The organism is Mesorhizobium jarvisii (genome assembly GCF_003601985.1).
Taxonomy (GTDB): Bacteria; Pseudomonadota; Alphaproteobacteria; order Rhizobiales; family Rhizobiaceae; genus Mesorhizobium; species Mesorhizobium jarvisii.
This window is the reverse complement of the sequence record NZ_QZXA01000009.1, coordinates 145,749-161,876: the sequence shown is the minus strand read 5'-3', so window position 1 is coordinate 161,876 and position 16,128 is coordinate 145,749. Positions and strand designations below refer to the sequence as shown.

The following is a 16,128-nucleotide window of genomic DNA, read 5'->3' as shown; positions in this document are numbered from 1 at the left end:
TAAGGAAACCTAGACCTTGATCGCGACCGACAGGCCGCTCTGCTGGCAGCCGATTGGCGCTCATCGCCAATGATTTCGCGGCATTAGGCACGCTTCTTTGGCCATTTTCATACAACCCTCTGCGCGCGCCGCATGCATTCGGCGCCAGGCGATCGATCAGGCAAGCCTTTGTTAACCCTAATAATGTGTAATCAAGCTGTCGTGGTGTCGTAAACGAAAGCTTGGTCCCGTGAACGCAACCGGTCAGTCCGCAGTCTTCGGCAGGCGCAAGGAACCCCACACGGTCATCATAGCCCGCGGCAACGAGATCAGGCATTTCACGATCCGGCCCTGGCTCGCGGCATTCATCGGCTCGGCACTCGCCGCCATTGCCATCGGCTACCTCCTGGCCACCTCCTATCTCGTGCTGCGCGACGACCTGATCGGCGCCACCACCGCGCGCCAGGCGCGCATGCAGCAGGCCTACGAAGACCGCATCTCGGCGCTTCGCGCCCAGGTCGACCGCATCACCAGCCGCCAGTTGCTCGACCAGCAATTGATGGAAAACAAGGTCAGCGAACTGATTGAACGCCAGACGCAGCTCAGCCAGCGCCACGGCCGTCTTGGACCATTGCTCGAGCGCGCCGAGAACGAGGTGGGAGCAGCGCCCGCCGAGGATCCGGCCGCGGCCGCCAAACCGGACAAGCACGCCGAGGTGACCGGCAGCATCAGCCAGCCCGCGCGGAATTATGCGGTCGCGAGCCTGGGTGCCGACCTGGGTGCTGCCGATACCAGGCCGTTCTCCTTGTGGTCGACCCGCACCGATCCGCTGCCCAGCGATACAGCCGCTGATCGTGCCGACAAGCTGTTCGTCTCGATCAACCAGTCGCTGAAATCCATCGAGAACGAACAGCTCACCCGCATCAGCACACTCGCGGACAATGCCTACAAGAGCGCCGATGCCATCCAGCAGGCGCTGCAGGCGGCCGGACTGCCGGTCGACAGCGATTTCGGCAAGAACGAAAGCGATGTCGGCGGTCCGCTGATCCCGCTCGACAGTTCGATGATCTTCGACAGCAAGGTCAAGGAACTGGACGAAGCCCTGGACACGCTCGACCAGCTGAAGAAGGAAGCGCGCCAGCTGCCGCTTGCCAACCCCGCCCCCGGCCACTCCGTCACCAGCCCGTTCGGAGTGCGCACCGATCCCATCCTCGGCACCGCGGCACTGCATTCGGGCATGGATTTCAGGGCGCCCATCGGCATGGCGGCCAAGGTCACGGCGCCCGGCATCGTTACCAAGGCCGGCTGGAACGGTGGCTATGGCCGCATGGTGGAGGTCGACCACGGCAACGGCTTTGCGACCCGCTACGGGCATCTCAGCGAAATCGACGTGACCGTGGGCGAGAAGCTGGACGCCGGCGCCATCATCGGCAAGACCGGTAGCAGCGGCCGCTCGACCGGCCCGCATCTGCACTATGAGGTGCGCCACAATGGCGAAGCGATCGATCCCTTGCGCTTCCTCACCGTCGGCAGGAAGGTCGCCCAGTATCTCTGAGGCGCCAGTCCTGACCTGATTGGCACTCAATACCTCTCGAATAGACCTTCCCGCTTCGATTTCGAGGTGAGTGATCGCCATCCGTGCGGCTTTCGGCCGCCTGTTTCGCCTCTTTTGCCTCCCAGCAGACGTATCATCCCCACGCGCCGGCAAGGCGACTAGTGCACGGCCTTCGGCCCTGTCGGTGTTGACACAATTCAGGTTGTAGGATGATATGTATAACCATATACCACAACATCAACGCCGACCCAACAATGACCATCCACGGCATCTCGCCTGACGTTCTCACCGCCCTGGAGCATGTGCTGGGGCAGAGCGGCGTGGCTGCCGATGCGGCCGACATGGCGAAATACCTCGTGGACTGGTCTGGCGATCATCATGGCGGCGCGCTTGCCGTGCTGAAGCCCGCGTCGGTCGCCGAGGTTCAAGCCGCGGTCCGGCTGTGCGGCACGCTGGGGCTGGCGATGATCCCGCAAGGCGGGAACACCGGACTTGTAGCAGGTGCGATCGACATCGGCACAGCCCGAGGCGCGGTGGTGATCAGCCTGGAGCGGCTGAACAGGATCCGCCTTGTCGATGCCGACAATTTCATCCTACAGGCCGATGCCGGCTGCATCCTGCAGCACATCAAGGACGCCGCCGACGAGCAGGACTGCCTGTTTCCGCTGGCGCTCGGCGCACAAGGCAGCTGCCAGATCGGCGGCAACGCCGCCAGCAATGCTGGCGGCGTCAACGTCTTGCGCTACGGCATGGCCCGCGACCTCATCGTCGGCCTGGAAGCGGTGCTGCCGGACGGCGCGTTGTGGAACGGCTTTTCCGGCCTGCGCAAGGACAATCGCGGCTATGACCTGAAGCAGCTCTTCATCGGCGCCGAGGGCACGCTGGGCATCATCACCGGTGTCGAGATGAAGCTCTTTCCAAAACCCGGCCGCGTCGAGACCGCCTATCTGGGGCTCCCCTCATTCGAAGCGGCGATATCGCTGTTCAGGCGCGCCCGACGCCAATGCTGCGACCTGATATCCGCCTTCGAGATCATCGGCGCGGAATGCATGGAGCTTGCGCGCCTCGCCGACCCGAACATCGTGGCACCGGTCACCACGCCGGTCCATGTGCTGATCGAATTGTCGTCGAGTGCCGCGATCGATTTGCGCGCCCTGCTGGTGGATTTCCTTGCCGGCACGATGGCAGAAGACCTCGTCACCGACGCCGTCCTGGCCGAGAGCGGCGCGCAGGCCAGAGCATTCTGGGCCATTCGCGAGGGGTTGGTCGAGGGCCAAGCCAAGCGCGGCTACCATGTGCGCACCGACCTCTCGGTGCGCATCTCCGACATCCCCACGCTCATCGCCCAGGCCCGCCAGTTTATCGAACTGCAGCATCCGGGCTGGATTTCCCAGGCCTACGGCCACGCGGGCGACGGCAACATCCATTTCAACGTCCTGCCGCCGCTCGACCTTGCCGAGCCCGCCGCCCGCGCCACGGGCGCCACCATCACCACTGGCCTATACGACATCGTCAACGCCCTCGGCGGCTCGATCAGCGCCGAGCATGGCATCGGACGCACCCGCCAGCGTGTCTATTGGGCGGGAATGTCAGCAGTCCAGCGTCGGCTCGTCAGCACACTCAAAGATGCGCTCGATCCGGGCGGGCTGATGAACCCCGGCTGCCTCTTTCCCGCGACGGAGACTTCTTCATGAAACAAAGACTGGCCGCCATCGGCACTGTCGAGGCGCTGCCGCACCGGGTCGCGGCGTTCCTCAGCCGCGAGATCGAGTCCGGCGATCTCAATCCGGGCAGCCTGCTGCCGACGGAGCAGCAACTTTCGGAGAAATTCGGCGTCAGCCGCAACGTCGTGCGCGAGGCGATCGCGCAGTTGCGCGCCGACGGCATGGTCGAGGCGCGACAAGGCATCGGCTCCTTCGTCCTGGCGCCGGAGCAGCGCGCAGCAATCCGCATCGACCGCGAGACGCTGAAGGAGGGGCAGAACATGGAGCGGCTGTTCGAGCTACGCTGCATCCTCGAGGCGGAATCGGCGGCACTTGCGGCCGAACGGCGCGAGCAGGAGCATCTCGACGCGATCAAGGGCGCGCTCGACCGGATGAGCGGCGAGGAGCGCTGGGAAGACGGCAGCATCGACGCCGATCTGCTGTTTCATCGCGAAATCGCCCGCGCGACCGGCAACAGCTACATCCACACCTTCATTTCCTTCGTCTGCGAACAAATCCGCCGCTCGATCTATTACGCGCGGCAGACCAATCCCTTGCACGATCTGGTGGAGGTCAATGTCGGCGAGCATGTGCGCATCTACGAGGCGTTGGTTGCCGGCGATCCGGCAGCAGCCGAAGCCGCGATGCGCGCGCATATTATCGGCGCTGCCAACCGTGTCGGCGTCAAGCTGCCTTCTGCCCGCGGCGAACGCACCGGCGGAGGGAAATGAGCATGGCTGTCGCAAGCATTACCCGCATTTCCGACGTCTGCCTTCTCGTCGAGGATATCGAGCGGACGGTGGCGTTCTATGTCGACAAGCTCGGCTTTCGCTTGCGCCGCCGCGCCGAAGGTTTCGCCGACTTCCATGGCGAAGGCGTGACGCTGGCCGCCTGGGAAATCGACCACATCAGCCAGCATGCCGGCGTCTCCAAACTGCGGTCGCCGCGCCATGCGCACAAGGTCTGCGTCGCCGTCCAACTCGGCGCGCCCGACGAGATCGACCGACTGCATGCCGAGCTGACGGCAAAGGGCGTGCCGTTTTATGGCCCGCCCGAAAACTATGTCTGGAACGCGCGCTGCGCCTACTTCACCGACCCGGACGACACGCTTTGGGAACTCTACGCCTGGCTCGACGGCGGCCCCGGCGACTACCACGACGACCAGCCGTAGACCACCCGCGCCAAGGGAACGGCGCGCAATGAAGAGACGAGACAGTCTTGCAACAGGAGCGAAAAATGAATGGGAATCACGACATGAACCGCCGCGGCTTCATGAAATCCGGCCTGGCGGCCGTTGCCATGGCATCGGGCGGCATGCAGCTGGTGCTGACTCCGGGCGCGAAGGCCGCCGGCAAGGTCGTCATCCAGTATGACTGGCTGATGTCCAACGGACAGATCGGCGACATCGTCGCCGTCGCCAATGGCTACTTCAAGGATGCCGGGCTCGACGTGGAATTCAGCCCGGGCGGCCCGAACGCCTCGACCGTGCCGCCGGTGATATCGGGCGCGGCACAGCTTGGCCAATTCTCCGAAACGCCCCAACTGTTTGCGGCGCGTGCCAGCGGCGTGCCGGTGAAGATCATCGCTTGCGGATTCCGCACCGGCCCCTACGCGCTCACCTCAAAGGCCTCGAATCCGATCAAGGGCGTGGCCGACCTCAAGGGCAAGAAGATCGGCATCCAGCCGACGGCGCGTTTCGTCTTGGACGAGATCCTCGCCAAGAACGGCATGAGCGCATCCGACCTCACCGTCATCAATGTCGGCTTCGACAAGGGACCGCTGGTGCGCGGCGATGTCGACGCCATTGGCGGCTGGATCACCAACACGCAGGCGCTCAGCGTCGTCGGCGACGACCGCATCGATCTTCTGGTGCGCGATCTCGGCTTGAATTCCTATGCCGATGTCTATTTCGCCACAGACGCGGCGATCGAAAAGGATCCGGACACGCTGGCCAAGTTCATCGGCGCGGTCGCCAAGGGCTGGGGCTGGGTGCACGCCAACCCGCAGGAGGCGGTGAAGAAGATGGTCGCCGCCTATCCCGAAATGGACCTCGGCTGGGAAGAGAAGACAGTTAACCTCGTGCTTAGGCTCTCGTTCGACGCCGCGACGGCAAAGGACGGCTGGGGCACGTTCGACCCCGCCTCCATCGAAGAGCAGCTGGCGCTGCTCGACAAGGTCGGCCAGTACCCGAACGGGCGCCCCAAGGCCGCCGACGTCTACACCACCAAGATCCTCGAACTTTCGGCTGCCGACCGGCCGAAGCTCGACGCGCCCGCCGCCTGATGGCGAACGCGATCGAAGCCAGCCGGCTGGACGTCGGCTATGGCGGCCGCCAGACGGCCGTCAAGGTGCTCTCCGGCCTCGACCTCAGCGTCGAGGCCGGCTCCTTCCTGTCGATCCTCGGACCGTCCGGCTGCGGCAAGTCGACCTTGCTCAGAGTGGTCGCCGACCTGCTCGGCCCGCTCGGCGGCACGATCAGCGTGCTCGGCGACACGCCGCATGCGGTGCGCTCGCGCCGCGATGTCGGCTTTGTCTTCCAGGACTCGACGCTGCTGCCCTGGCGCACGGTGCGCGACAATGTGCGCCTGCCGCTTGGCGTCGGGCAAGGCAGCCTGACGCGCAAGATCGATGATCGCAGCGAAGAATTGTTAGAGCTGATGGGGCTTGCCGGCTTTGGCGAACGCCTGCCGCACCAGCTGTCCGGCGGCCAGCGCCAGCGTGTGGCGATCGCCAGGGCGCTGCTTGGCCAGCCGAAGCTGCTGCTCATGGACGAACCGTTCGGGGCGCTGGACGAAATCACCCGCGACCGGCTCAACGACGAGCTTCTCAACCTGTGGCGGCGCACGGGAACGACGATCCTGTTCGTCACCCATTCGATCGCCGAAGCCGCCTATCTCGGCGAGCGTGTCATTGTCCTCGCCGCCAATCCGGGGCGGCTGGTCAAGGATCTGGACATGCGGCCGCTCAAGCAGGACGGCAACCGTTGTAAGCGCGAAGACCCGGCAATCGTCGCCGCCATGGCGGAGCTGCGGGCCGCGCTGGAGCAGGCATCATGAGGCCGGCGCCGCTGTCGCCGCAATTGGCGATAGCCCTGCCCGTTCTTGGCGCTGCGTCGCTGCTGCTCGCCTGGGAGTATCTGCTGCCGCTTCTCGGCGTCCCGGCCTATATCGTGCCGACGCCGACAGCCATATCAGGCGTCTTCCAGAAAAATTTCGCGCTGCTCATGGACAATTTGAGGCCGACGCTGATCGAGGCGCTGGCCGGCTTTGTCATCGGCAATCTGGCCGCCGTGCTGCTGGCGGTCTTGTTCGTGCACAACCGCATCCTGCAGGCCACCTATTTTCCGATCGTGCTGTTTTTCAACACCATTCCGATCCTGGCACTGTCGCCGATCATCATCCTGATCTTCGGGCTCGGCATGACGCCGAAGATCGTTATCGCCGCGGTGATCTGCTTCTTCCCGACGCTGGTGAACATGATCCGCGGCCTGGATTCGGCCAGCGACAATGAGCACGAACTGTTCCGGGTGCTGTCGGCGACACGTTCGGAGATTTTCTGGAGCCTGCGCCTGCCCCGCGCACTGCCGATGCTGTTCTCCTCGCTCAGGATCGCCTCCGCGACGGCGGTGATCGGGGCCATCGTCGGCGAATGGATCGGCTCGGACAAGGGCCTAGGCGCGCTGATTATCCAGGCGAGCTTCAATTACCAGTCGGACCGACTTTACGCGGCGATCGTGCTGTCATCTTGCCTGTCGATCGTGCTGTTCTGTGCCGTGGTGCTGGTCGAACGCCGGGTCATCAAATACTGAGCAGGCATCTAACCGGTTCGTGCAGGCTTGCACGAGCCGACTTTGGACCGCTTTGATCAGTCGGTATTTTCCGGCTGCGCCGACAGAAATCCGGTCGCCGCCGCAACCAGGGTGGCCGCGCCAACCTTCAAGGCGGCTTCGTCGACGCGAAATTTGGGATGGTGAAGCGGAAAGACCGATCCGACCGCCTCGTTGCGGATGCCGAGCCGGAAATAGACCGAAGGACGCCTCTCGCTGTAATAGCCAAAATCGTCGGCAATGGTCCATCCGGGCGTATCGAGAACATTGTCGGCGCCGATGCAGGCCTTGCCGCTGGCGGCAATCAGCTCGGCCATCTCGCCGTCATTGACCACACCCGGCTCGCCCTTGTGGATGGTGAGCTCCACATCGGCCCCGTGGCTCGCCGCCATGCCCTCCAGGATTTCGCCAACGCGCCGCCAGGCCCGCTCGCGGGTGGCGTCGCTGCCGCTGCGGATGGTGCCCTTCAAGGCGACCTTGCCGGCGACGACATTGTAGGCGCTGCCGCCATTGATGCCGGTGACGGAAATGACCAGCGGATCGTAAGGGTCGATCTCGCGCGAGACGATCTTCTGCAATTCGCCGACCATGGAACAGGCCACGGCGATAGCATCGATACCCTCATAGGGCTTTGCCGCATGTGCCGCCTCGCCGATTACGACGGCGTCGAACGTATCGCATGCCAGCGTGTAGGGACCCGAACGGACCGCGATCTTGCCGGATGGCGTATACGGATCGACGTGAAGGCAGATCGCGGCGTCAACATCGTCGAGCAGCCCCTCCTCCACCACGCGTTTGCCGCCCGAGGGCGAATCCTCTTCTGCCGGCTGGAAGATCAGGCGCACGGTGCCACCAAAATCGGCTCTTGATCTATGCAGATGCGCGGCAACTGCGAAGCCCATCGATGCGTGGGCGTCGTGGCCGCAGGCATGCATCACACCGGGATTGGCCGACGCATAGTCGACGCCGGACTCTTCTTCGATCGGCAAGGCATCGATGTCGGCGCGAATGGCAATCTTCCGGTTCGACGGCTTGCCGGTGCCGACTATGTCGACCGCGAGGCCAAAGCCCGCGACATCGCGAATGTCTGATATCCCCTCGCCGGCCAGCATCTGCCTGAGATAACGCTGCGTGTTGGCTTCGTGGTTCGACAGTTCCGGATTGCGGTGCAGATGCCGGCGGATCTCAATCATCTGGTCGAGAATTCCGGCATCGATAGCGACCGTGCCGGAACTTTCAGCACTGGCTGCCACGACGACGCCCTCAGGATTTGACATGGATCTCTCGCGGGAACTTCGTCAGCGTTTCTTGGCCGGTTTCCGTCACCAAAATGGTCTCGCTGACCTCGATGCCCCAACCGTCCATCCACATGCCGAGGATGGAGTGGACGACATTGCCGGGTTGAAGCACCGTCTTGTCGCCGGGTCTCAGGCTGATCGTGTGTTCGCCCCAATCCGGCGGATAGGCGACTCCTATGGAATAGCCGATGCGCGATTCCTTCTTCAGCCCGTAACGCTGGATGACCTTGCGCCATGCAGCCTCGACCGCCTCGGCAGTCGTTCCCGGCCTCACCGCATCGAGCACCGCGTCCATGCCTTCGATCACCGCCTTTGCCGTGTCCGCAACCCGGGTCGGCGTCTTGCCGAGCTGCATCGTTCTTGCAAGCCCGGCGGCATAGCGGCGGCAGACACCGGCGAGCTCCAGTGCAATCGTCTCGTTGTCGCCAAACCGCCGGTCACTCCACATTATATGCGGGGCAGAAGCGTTCTCGCCGCCGAGGATGGTCGGCGGAAGGGCGGTGATATCGCCGGCAAAGTCCGGGCTGCCGGCGATCTGCGCCGCCTGAATGGAGCCAATGGCGTCGCATTCGCGCACGCCTGGCGCGATCACCTCGAAGGCCCGCACGACGGCCGCTTCGGCCAGGGTCGACGCCTTGCGCAGATAGGCGATTTCGGGCGCCGATTTGACCGCGCGGATCCAGTTCACCAGCAGATCGGCGTCATGCCATTTCGCATTGGGGAGTCCGGCGACGAGCCGGGCATGGCCTTTCGGCGAGAAATAATAGGCTTCCAGCTCGATGCCGACATGCCTGTTTCCCCATCCCTTGGCGACGATCCAGCTCGCGATCCAGTCCATGGGGTGGCGATCGGCGCGTTGAACGTGATCCTCCGGGAAGCCAACGACATTCTCGGGCTTCATCCAAGCCGTGAGCAGCCCGCCGGCCGCATCCATGGCGCGGCCGATCCAGACCGGCTCGACCTCCTCCAACGGAACCAGCACCACCTGCGGCGTGTAGAATGACCAGCCATCATAGCCGGTGATGTAGTGCTGGTTGGCAACGTCGTTGAGGACAAGGAGTTCGAGACCGCGCTTCGCCATCTCGGCGCGGATCTTGCGAAGCCGCTGCTGGTACTCGTCGCGGGCAAACGGCAGTTCAATCATTTTTGCTCCATGCATTTTTCGACGGTTGCGAACCTCGCCACCATTGAGGCGGTTTCGCTATGGCGGCAATCGGCCAAGGGCGGCAGGTGAACAGGTCCTAAGCCGGTGCGGCTTGCGGCTCTCTTGGGCGGAATGTTGCTCTCGTTTATTTTTGAATTCCATTTGACTGAATAAATCTTTGGTGCGAACCTTACGTCAGTCGAGGACGCAAGGCATGGCATTGCGGGGGACCAATCAGGAGTTCGGGCGGCCGTACAACCGGCGCATCGTGCTTGAGTCTATCCGCCTGCATGGGCCGATCGCCCGCGGCGAGATCGCCAGCCGTGTCGGGCTTACCGTCCAGACCGTATCGACCATCGTTCGCGAACTGGAAGAACAGGGCTACATCCTCTCACTGCGCGTGGAGCCCAAGGGGCGCGGCCTGCCGCCGGCGACGCTGCGCATCAATCCCGAGGGAGGCTATGCCGTCGGTATTCACATCACCCCGTTCGGCATCGATGCCGCCCTGATCAATCTGAGCGGCGACGTGATCGAGAGCACCTACCGCGAGGCCCCGAACGCGACGCCCGACCATGCCTTCGAGCTGATCGGTGCGATGGTGATTGAATTGACCGGATTGCGGGCCGGCGGTCGGGTGCTTGGGGTCGGCCTGGCCCTGCCCGGACCGTTCGGCGTCGAATCCATGAGTTTCGTCGGCCCGACCACCATGACTGGCTGGCAGGATGTGGCGCTGCGCGAGCGACTGGCGGCCTCGACCGGACTGCCTGCCTTCTTCGAAACCGACATGGCGGCCGCCGCCATGGGCGAGCGGCTCTACGGCCTCGGCGCCCAATTCTCCGACTATTACTACCTCTATTTCGGCGTCGGCCTTGGCGGCGTCATGGTTCATGACGGCATCGTGCAGCGCGGCGCCTGGGGGAATGCCGGCGAGGTCGGACACATCCCTGTCGTTCCTGCCGGCGAGGCCTGTCCCTGCGGGAACCGGGGTTGCCTCGAAAGATACCTCTCTCTCGAGGCGCTTCGGCGCTGGAACGGCACAGAGCCCGACTGGATCGCGGAAGTCGCGCCGATCTTTCACAATGCCGTCGCCGTCATCGAGAACCTGTTCGACCCCGAAACGGTCATCCTCGGCGGGCTGGCGTCCACCGACCTGCTGGAACGGCTGGCCGGTTCGACCGGAGGCCTGCACAACTCCGTCTCGGCGCGCAAGGACCGCATCGCGCCCCGGCTGATGGTCGCGCGCGGCGGGCAACATTCGGTGCTGCGCGGCGCCGCTGCCCTCGCGGTTTCCGGGGTCCTGTCGCCGCGCTTCGGCCAGATGTTCGCCGCCGAGCGCGAACGCGGCCGCGATCTTCTGACAGCCAAGGAGGTTGCGGCATGAGCGAACCGCTGCTGGTGCTCGACAACGTCACCAAGAACTATGGCGCGATCGAAGCGCTGAAGGGGATCAGCTTTTCCATCGGCAAGGGCGAGGTCGTGGCGTTGCTGGGCGACAACGGTGCCGGCAAATCCACGCTGGTCAAGATCATATCAGGCGGACTGGAGCCGACCTCGGGCCGCATGCTCTTCGAAGGCAAGGAGTTTCTCGCGAGGTCGCCGGCCGAGGCCAAGGCGGCGGGCATCGAAACCGTCTACCAGGACCTGTCGCTCTGCACCAATGTCGACGTGGTGGCGAATTTCTTCATGGGCCGTGAGATCACCAGGAAGGTGCTCGGCATTCCCGTGCTCGACGAGCGCGCCATGGAAGCCGTCGTCTCCAAGGCGCTGGCCAGCGCCGGTACCCGCATTCCGTCGCTGCGCACCAATGTCGAGCATCTCTCGGGCGGCCAGCGGCAAGCCATCGAGCTCAACCGCTTCGTGCACTGGGGCGGCAAGCTGGTGCTGCTCGACGAGCCGTTCGCGGCGCTGGGCGTCGAGCAGACGCGGCGCGGTCTCGACATGATCCGCCAGGTGGCGAGCCAGGGCATCGGCGTCGTCATCATCACCCACATCATGCAGCAGGCCTTTCAGGTCGCCGACCGGATCGTGGTGATCCGGCAAGGCGTCGTGGCCGGCGATGTGGCGCGCAACAAAACAAGTCCCGATGCGGTGATCAACATGATCACCGGGGAGACGCTTGCCGGTGCCGGACCGGCGGGCTGAGGGACAAAAGAGGGGTCCGGCTTAACAGGGAGCCAACGACATGAAGCGAATACTTCTTGCTGTCTTCGGCATCCTGGCACTGGCCTTTGCCACGCTCACGCCGGCATTCGCCCAGTCCAAGGGTGTCGTCTACTATCTTGTGCCGACACTACTCGATGAATTCCAGACCGGCTCGGTGACCGCGCTGGAGCTGTTCCTCAAGCAGGCCGGTTATGAGTTCAAGTCACTGAACGCCGACAACAAGACCGATGCCCAGCAATCGCAGATGAACGACGTCATCGCACTAAAGCCGGCGGCCATTATCCTCGCGGCTGTCGACTTCAACGCGCTGAAACCGTCCATCGAGGCCGCCCGTGCCGCCGGTATCCCGGTGGTCGAGTTCGACCGCCAGATCACTTCGACACCATCCGACTTCACGTCAGTCGCCGGAACGGTCGAAATCGGCCATGTCGCCGCCGACCAGGCCGAAAAACTGTTGAAGGCCAAAAACGGCTCGGTGAAGGGCAAGGTGCTGCAGGTGCTCGGCGATCCAGGCGATCCCTACACGCTCGACATCCAGAAAGGCTTCGAAGAGAAGATGAAGGCGTTTCCGGACGTCAAGATCATCTCGCTTCCGGCCATGCAGTGGGAAGCCAGCAACGCCGGCACCATCGTCGCCGACCAGATGCTGGCCAACCCCGACATCGACCTGATCTTCAGCCATGCCGCGCACCTCTCGGTGGCCGCCGTCGCCTCGCTCGAGGCCGCCGGCAAGAAGCCGGGCGACGTCATGCTGATGAGCTCGAACGGCGCGCCGGTCGGCCTCGACCTGATCCGCAAGGGCTGGCTCAACGTCGAAGTCGAGCAGCCGCTCTACGCGCAGGCCGCCGCCGTCGCCATGTTCATGGACAAGGTGGTCAAGAAGCAAGAGATCAAGCCCGGCGAATATGACGTGATCGGCCTGAAATCGACCGTGACCAAGGAAGCCTGGGGACCGAACATCAAGATCCCCGGCGCCGCCATCACCAAGGAAAATGTCGACAACCCGGCTTTCTGGGGCAACCAGAAGCCGCCGACGGACGCCATTAAACCCGTCGAGTAGTCCTGTCGTACGGAGCGCTCCGGGCCATCGCGGCCTGGAGCCAATCCTTCGCAAATCGCGCCATTCGGAAGATCGAATTGATTCTTTCGGGCCATGCACCAGTCGGATCAGCCCCATGAACCCCCGCACCCGCCATGCCCTGGAGCTCATCCTCGACAACCTCGTCTGGTTCATGCTGGTCTTCGTGCTGGTGGTCTTTTCCATCTTCATCCCGAACTATTTCCAGCTCGGAATCTTCGCCAACATCATCGAGGCTTCGAGCGTGCTCGGCGTCATGTCGATCGGCCTGGCGCTGGTCATCATCGCCGGCCACATGGATTTGTCGGTCGAATCCGTCGCCGCACTCAGCGCCATGGCGGTCGGCATCCTGTTCTGCTCATCCGGAATCGGGCTTGGCGTCCAACTGCATCCGGAATGGCTGATGGTTCCGGTGTCGCTGCTGCTGGCGCTGGCCGTGGGCGGCCTGATCGGAGCCTTCAACGGGTTTCTGGTCGTCAAGGTGAAGATGAGCGCGTTCATCATCACGCTGGCCTCCTACATCTGGGTGCGCGGCCTGGTGCTGGTGATTTCGGGCGGCCGCTCGGCGCAGGATCTTGCACCGGCGATCCGCTGGTTCGGCATCCAGCGGCTGATCGGCCTGCCGCTCACCGCCTGGATCGCCATTGCCTGTTTCGTCGTCTTCTCACTGATCATGGCCAAGACACCGTTTGGCAGGCACCTGGTGATGATCGGCGGTAACGAGACGGCGACCTTCCGCGCCGGCATCCGGGTGAACCGCAACCTCATCATCGCCTTCGTGCTTGCCGGCGCTATCGCCGGCCTTGCCGGCTGGCTGCTGGCGATCCGTACCTCGGGCGCCACCGCAAATCTCGGCGTTGGCCTGTTGTTCAACGCCTTTGCCGCGGTCGTCATCGGCGGCGTCAGCCTGAAGGGCGGCGTCGGCACCCTGCCCGGCGTCTACGCCGGCGTGCTGCTGCTCTCGGCCATCAACACGGCGATCAATCTGATGGGGCTGCCGGCCAATTTCACCCAGGTCATCCACGGCCTGCTGGTACTTGCGGCCGTGCTGCTCGACGCATTCAAGCAAACCATTCGCCAAAGACTGGCATGACAGGACGGCTCGCATGGCTGGACGATTGAAAGACAAGGTGGCGCTGATCATCGGCAGCGCGCGCGGCATCGGCAAGGGCACCGCACTGCGCTTTGCCGAAGAAGGCGCACGACTCGTGCTGGCCGACAGCGAGGCCGAGGCCGGGCAAGCGACCGCCAGCGAGCTCGGTGTCCCCTTCATCGGCACCGACATTTCGCAAATGCGCGACGCCGAGGCCGCGGTGACACTGGCGCTGAACCATTACGGCCACCTCGACATCATCGTGCAGAATGCCGGGATCTATCCCTGGCAATTGATCGAGAACACCAGCACCGACGACTGGGATCGCGTCATGGCCGTCAATCTGCGCGGCACCTTCAATGCCACTCGCGCAGCCCTGGTGCCGATGAAGGCGCAGCGCTCCGGACGAATGCTCTACACCTCCTCCATCACCGGACCGCATGTCACAAGCCCCGGCCACGGCCATTATTCGGCGACAAAGGCAGGCATCAACGGCTTCATCCGGGCAGCAGCCCTGGAGTTCTCCGGCTACGGCATTACCGTCAACGGCGTCGAGCCCGGCAACATCCTGACCGAAGCCATCCAGGAGCATCGCGGCGCCGCTTATATCAAGAACATGGAGGATTCGATCCCGCTCGGCCGGCTCGGCAGTCCGCGCGATGTCGCCAATGCCTTCCTGTTCCTTGCCTCGGACGACGCAAGCTACATCACCGGCACGACCATTGTCGTCGATGGTGGGCAATTGCTGCCCGAGGGCAAGGATTTCCGGATGGTGCCGCCTTGATCGCCCATGTCTTTCGGACGGCGCAGGAGCGATCCGCCGGGTAGAGGCGTCAGGAAGCTCGCACCCCCTATGGCCTGCAACCCCTGATGATGAAAAACCCGCCACGGGAGCGACCCGCGGCGGGCTTTTGGAGTGGCTACATCCCGGAGGAATCGACCGCTTGCAATTGTATTGTGAACCGCGTCACCGTGTTAGCCTATGGTGTGATCGCGGAAGACAAGGCCATCACTTGCGATTGCGCCGAAAAGCCCTCGCGCCCTTGCCGAGAGACCTGGCAGCCTCCTTGGCGTCCTGTCAGCCTTTCAGCTTGATCGTCTTGCCCGTGCCCAGCACGGAGGACAAAAAGAACTGCTCGATCTCCTGGCGCAAATCCTGCGACAAATGGTCGGCAGTCACGGGCTTGTCCGGCGCATCCTCCTTGCGCGGGCAGAAAATATAACGATCGTTGCGGATGACCGCCCCATCAGGCTCCTTCTGCTTCACCCGCAATGCGCCGAGCAGATCGAATTTGATGACCACGCCAGGTGCTGTAGCGGCCTGGTGGATCACCATCCCGTCGAGCGGATCACCATCTTCCCCGACGGTGGAAGGTACGAACCCCCAATCATAAGGGTATGTGTTGCCGACCGGCAGCGGCCTTGAATATTGAAAGACGCCCGTCTTGGGGTCGTAGGCGAGCTTGGCGGCTGCTCCGCGCGGCGTTTCGACGACAACGCGAAACAGGTTCCGCGACTTCGCCGGGAGTTTCAGAAAGTTTGTCATGGCTCGTCCATCCAGCGCCCAGATCGCAGTAGCACGCGCGAACAGGCAAAAGGTTCCCGCGTGGCAACCAACGAACGGAACCCGGTGCCGATACAAATGTTCAACGTTGGAGCGAAGGGAGAGTGTGAATGGTCAAGGTTTCGCCGCATGCGCTCAAGGGTATCGGCTATGTGGTCTCGACGGTAAGCGTCATATTGCTGGCGGTGGTCAGCTGGAAAAATGCCTCGCAAGACCCGGTGCTTGCCGCATGCCTGTTCGGTGGCGCCACCACATCGATTGCGGGCATGTGCTGCCGCTGGACATCCTATGCTATCGAAAAGCGGCAGAACAAGCTGTAACGCGCCGGCCTTGTTCAATCGATCTTGCGCGCAGCGTTGACTGTGGGTTGTACGCCGCGCAAACAAGAGCACTGAAATGGCTCATGCAGGCGCGCCGATACGCAAACAGCATCCGGGCACAAGCTGCGTAGCCGAGCTTGGCCTCCCTCACTCCATAACGATACCAAGCACAGCCGCCTTCTTTGTGACGAGGGCTTTCAGATCCGCGTCAGAACGGTCCGTTCCCGTCCTTTGACGAAGCACTTCGATGAATTCGGCCATCGATAGAAAGGCAGGGCCGTCATGCTCCGTGAGCATCGTTTCGACCGCCTTGGCCACGTCGACGGTATCCGGTCCAACTGTCGTCTTCATCCGCCACCTCCGCGCAAGGTCGCCTTAGCGGTCAAGAAACTTCGAAGCCCTGCT

17 protein-coding genes are annotated in these 16,128 nt (G+C 63.4%); 13 read left to right on the top strand and 4 right to left on the bottom strand.

Translation table 11 applies throughout. The features are described from left to right. The first annotated feature begins 229 nt into the window (after window positions 1-229). From D3242_RS23065 to D3242_RS23035, 7 genes are all read left to right on the top strand, one after another. Window positions 230-1,534, top strand: a complete 1,305-nt coding sequence (locus tag D3242_RS23065) for a M23 family metallopeptidase (RefSeq protein ID WP_019857741.1) — start codon at window positions 230-232, stop codon at window positions 1,532-1,534. 254 nt (window positions 1,535-1,788) lie between these two features. Beyond that, window positions 1,789-3,228 (top strand): FAD-binding oxidoreductase, encoded by a 1,440-nt coding sequence (locus D3242_RS23060; protein ID WP_064982727.1) that lies wholly within the window; start codon window positions 1,789-1,791, stop codon window positions 3,226-3,228. Then, on the top strand, window positions 3,225-3,968 hold the full coding sequence (locus tag D3242_RS23055) for a FadR/GntR family transcriptional regulator (RefSeq protein WP_038646368.1): 744 nt from the start codon (window positions 3,225-3,227) through the stop codon (window positions 3,966-3,968). Before D3242_RS23060 ends, D3242_RS23055 begins: the two co-directional genes overlap by 4 nt. Then, window positions 3,965-4,408 carry a VOC family protein gene (locus D3242_RS23050; RefSeq protein WP_064982724.1) on the top strand — a complete coding sequence of 148 codons (444 nt, stop codon included), beginning with the start codon at window positions 3,965-3,967 and terminating at the stop codon, window positions 4,406-4,408. The genes D3242_RS23055 and D3242_RS23050 overlap by 4 nt, the downstream gene beginning before the upstream one ends. Window positions 4,409-4,491: 83 nt before the next feature. Beyond that, window positions 4,492-5,520: an ABC transporter substrate-binding protein gene (locus D3242_RS23045; RefSeq protein ID WP_019857736.1), complete on the top strand. Its 1,029-nt coding sequence runs from the start codon at window positions 4,492-4,494 to the stop codon at window positions 5,518-5,520. Then, window positions 5,520-6,293 (top strand): ABC transporter ATP-binding protein, encoded by a 774-nt coding sequence (locus tag D3242_RS23040; RefSeq protein WP_064982722.1) that lies wholly within the window; start codon window positions 5,520-5,522, stop codon window positions 6,291-6,293. The genes D3242_RS23045 and D3242_RS23040 overlap by 1 nt, the downstream gene beginning before the upstream one ends. Further along, window positions 6,290-7,045 (top strand): ABC transporter permease, encoded by a 756-nt coding sequence (locus tag D3242_RS23035; RefSeq protein ID WP_019857733.1) that lies wholly within the window; start codon window positions 6,290-6,292, stop codon window positions 7,043-7,045. The genes D3242_RS23040 and D3242_RS23035 overlap by 4 nt, the downstream gene beginning before the upstream one ends. Before the next feature lie 56 nt (window positions 7,046-7,101). Here the strand turns inward: D3242_RS23035 and D3242_RS23030 are convergent, their stop codons facing one another. Both D3242_RS23030 and D3242_RS23025 read right to left on the bottom strand, forming a co-directional pair. After that, window positions 7,102-8,340, bottom strand: coding sequence for a M20 metallopeptidase family protein (locus D3242_RS23030; protein WP_019857732.1), 1,239 nt, complete (start codon window positions 8,338-8,340; stop codon window positions 7,102-7,104). Further along, the gene (locus tag D3242_RS23025; protein WP_064982720.1) at window positions 8,327-9,505 is read right to left on the bottom strand and encodes a M24 family metallopeptidase; all 1,179 of its coding nucleotides are present in this window, start codon (window positions 9,503-9,505) and stop codon (window positions 8,327-8,329) included. Before D3242_RS23025 ends, D3242_RS23030 begins: the two co-directional genes overlap by 14 nt. A gap of 214 nt (window positions 9,506-9,719) precedes the next feature. On the opposite strand from D3242_RS23025, the gene D3242_RS23020 reads away from it, so the two are divergent. From D3242_RS23020 to D3242_RS23000, 5 genes are all read left to right on the top strand, one after another. After that, window positions 9,720-10,886 (top strand): ROK family transcriptional regulator, encoded by a 1,167-nt coding sequence (locus D3242_RS23020; RefSeq protein ID WP_064982717.1) that lies wholly within the window; start codon window positions 9,720-9,722, stop codon window positions 10,884-10,886. Further along, window positions 10,883-11,647 (top strand): ATP-binding cassette domain-containing protein, encoded by a 765-nt coding sequence (locus D3242_RS23015; RefSeq protein WP_019857729.1) that lies wholly within the window; start codon window positions 10,883-10,885, stop codon window positions 11,645-11,647. Before D3242_RS23020 ends, D3242_RS23015 begins: the two co-directional genes overlap by 4 nt. Before the next feature lie 40 nt (window positions 11,648-11,687). Next, window positions 11,688-12,728 carry a sugar ABC transporter substrate-binding protein gene (locus tag D3242_RS23010; RefSeq protein ID WP_019857728.1) on the top strand — a complete coding sequence of 347 codons (1,041 nt, stop codon included), beginning with the start codon at window positions 11,688-11,690 and terminating at the stop codon, window positions 12,726-12,728. A 115-nt stretch (window positions 12,729-12,843) separates the two neighbouring features. After that, entirely contained in the window at window positions 12,844-13,839 is a 996-nt protein-coding gene (locus tag D3242_RS23005; protein ID WP_019857727.1) for an ABC transporter permease, read from the top strand. A gap of 13 nt (window positions 13,840-13,852) precedes the next feature. After that, window positions 13,853-14,623, top strand: a complete 771-nt coding sequence (locus tag D3242_RS23000; RefSeq protein ID WP_038646358.1) for an SDR family NAD(P)-dependent oxidoreductase — start codon at window positions 13,853-13,855, stop codon at window positions 14,621-14,623. A 294-nt stretch (window positions 14,624-14,917) separates the two neighbouring features. Here the strand turns inward: D3242_RS23000 and D3242_RS22995 are convergent, their stop codons facing one another. Next, the gene (locus tag D3242_RS22995; RefSeq protein WP_223217741.1) at window positions 14,918-15,481 is read right to left on the bottom strand and encodes an inorganic diphosphatase; all 564 of its coding nucleotides are present in this window, start codon (window positions 15,479-15,481) and stop codon (window positions 14,918-14,920) included. Window positions 15,482-15,513: 32 nt separating this feature from the next. Between D3242_RS22995 and D3242_RS22990 the strand changes: the two genes are divergently transcribed. Next, window positions 15,514-15,723 (top strand): hypothetical protein, encoded by a 210-nt coding sequence (locus D3242_RS22990; RefSeq protein WP_019857723.1) that lies wholly within the window; start codon window positions 15,514-15,516, stop codon window positions 15,721-15,723. 147 nt (window positions 15,724-15,870) lie between these two features. Here D3242_RS22990 and D3242_RS22985 read toward each other — a convergent pair whose 3' ends face one another. Then, the gene (locus D3242_RS22985) at window positions 15,871-16,074 is read right to left on the bottom strand and encodes a hypothetical protein (RefSeq protein ID WP_064982716.1); all 204 of its coding nucleotides are present in this window, start codon (window positions 16,072-16,074) and stop codon (window positions 15,871-15,873) included. Window positions 16,075-16,128 lie beyond the last annotated feature (54 nt).

Bases quoted from the DNA above. Each gene is read 5' to 3' on its own strand.
- D3242_RS23010 (WP_019857728.1), top strand. From the start codon at position 11,688: ATGAAGCGAATACTTCTTGCTGTCTTCGGCATCCTGGCACTGGCCTTT.
- D3242_RS22985 (WP_064982716.1), bottom strand. From the start codon at position 16,074: ATGAAGACGACAGTTGGACCGGATACCGTCGACGTGGCCAAGGCGGTC.
- D3242_RS23005 (WP_019857727.1), top strand. From the start codon at position 12,844: ATGAACCCCCGCACCCGCCATGCCCTGGAGCTCATCCTCGACAACCTC.
- D3242_RS23000 (WP_038646358.1), top strand. From the start codon at position 13,853: ATGGCTGGACGATTGAAAGACAAGGTGGCGCTGATCATCGGCAGCGCG.
- D3242_RS23055 (WP_038646368.1), top strand. From the start codon at position 3,225: ATGAAACAAAGACTGGCCGCCATCGGCACTGTCGAGGCGCTGCCGCAC.
- D3242_RS23060 (WP_064982727.1), top strand. From the start codon at position 1,789: ATGACCATCCACGGCATCTCGCCTGACGTTCTCACCGCCCTGGAGCAT.
- D3242_RS23035 (WP_019857733.1), top strand. From the start codon at position 6,290: ATGAGGCCGGCGCCGCTGTCGCCGCAATTGGCGATAGCCCTGCCCGTT.
- D3242_RS22990 (WP_019857723.1), top strand. From the start codon at position 15,514: ATGGTCAAGGTTTCGCCGCATGCGCTCAAGGGTATCGGCTATGTGGTC.
- D3242_RS23040 (WP_064982722.1), top strand. From the start codon at position 5,520: ATGGCGAACGCGATCGAAGCCAGCCGGCTGGACGTCGGCTATGGCGGC.
- D3242_RS23045 (WP_019857736.1), top strand. From the start codon at position 4,492: ATGAACCGCCGCGGCTTCATGAAATCCGGCCTGGCGGCCGTTGCCATG.
- D3242_RS23020 (WP_064982717.1), top strand. From the start codon at position 9,720: ATGGCATTGCGGGGGACCAATCAGGAGTTCGGGCGGCCGTACAACCGG.
- D3242_RS23015 (WP_019857729.1), top strand. From the start codon at position 10,883: ATGAGCGAACCGCTGCTGGTGCTCGACAACGTCACCAAGAACTATGGC.
- D3242_RS23030 (WP_019857732.1), bottom strand. From the start codon at position 8,340: ATGTCAAATCCTGAGGGCGTCGTCGTGGCAGCCAGTGCTGAAAGTTCC.
- D3242_RS23025 (WP_064982720.1), bottom strand. From the start codon at position 9,505: ATGATTGAACTGCCGTTTGCCCGCGACGAGTACCAGCAGCGGCTTCGC.
- D3242_RS23050 (WP_064982724.1), top strand. From the start codon at position 3,965: ATGAGCATGGCTGTCGCAAGCATTACCCGCATTTCCGACGTCTGCCTT.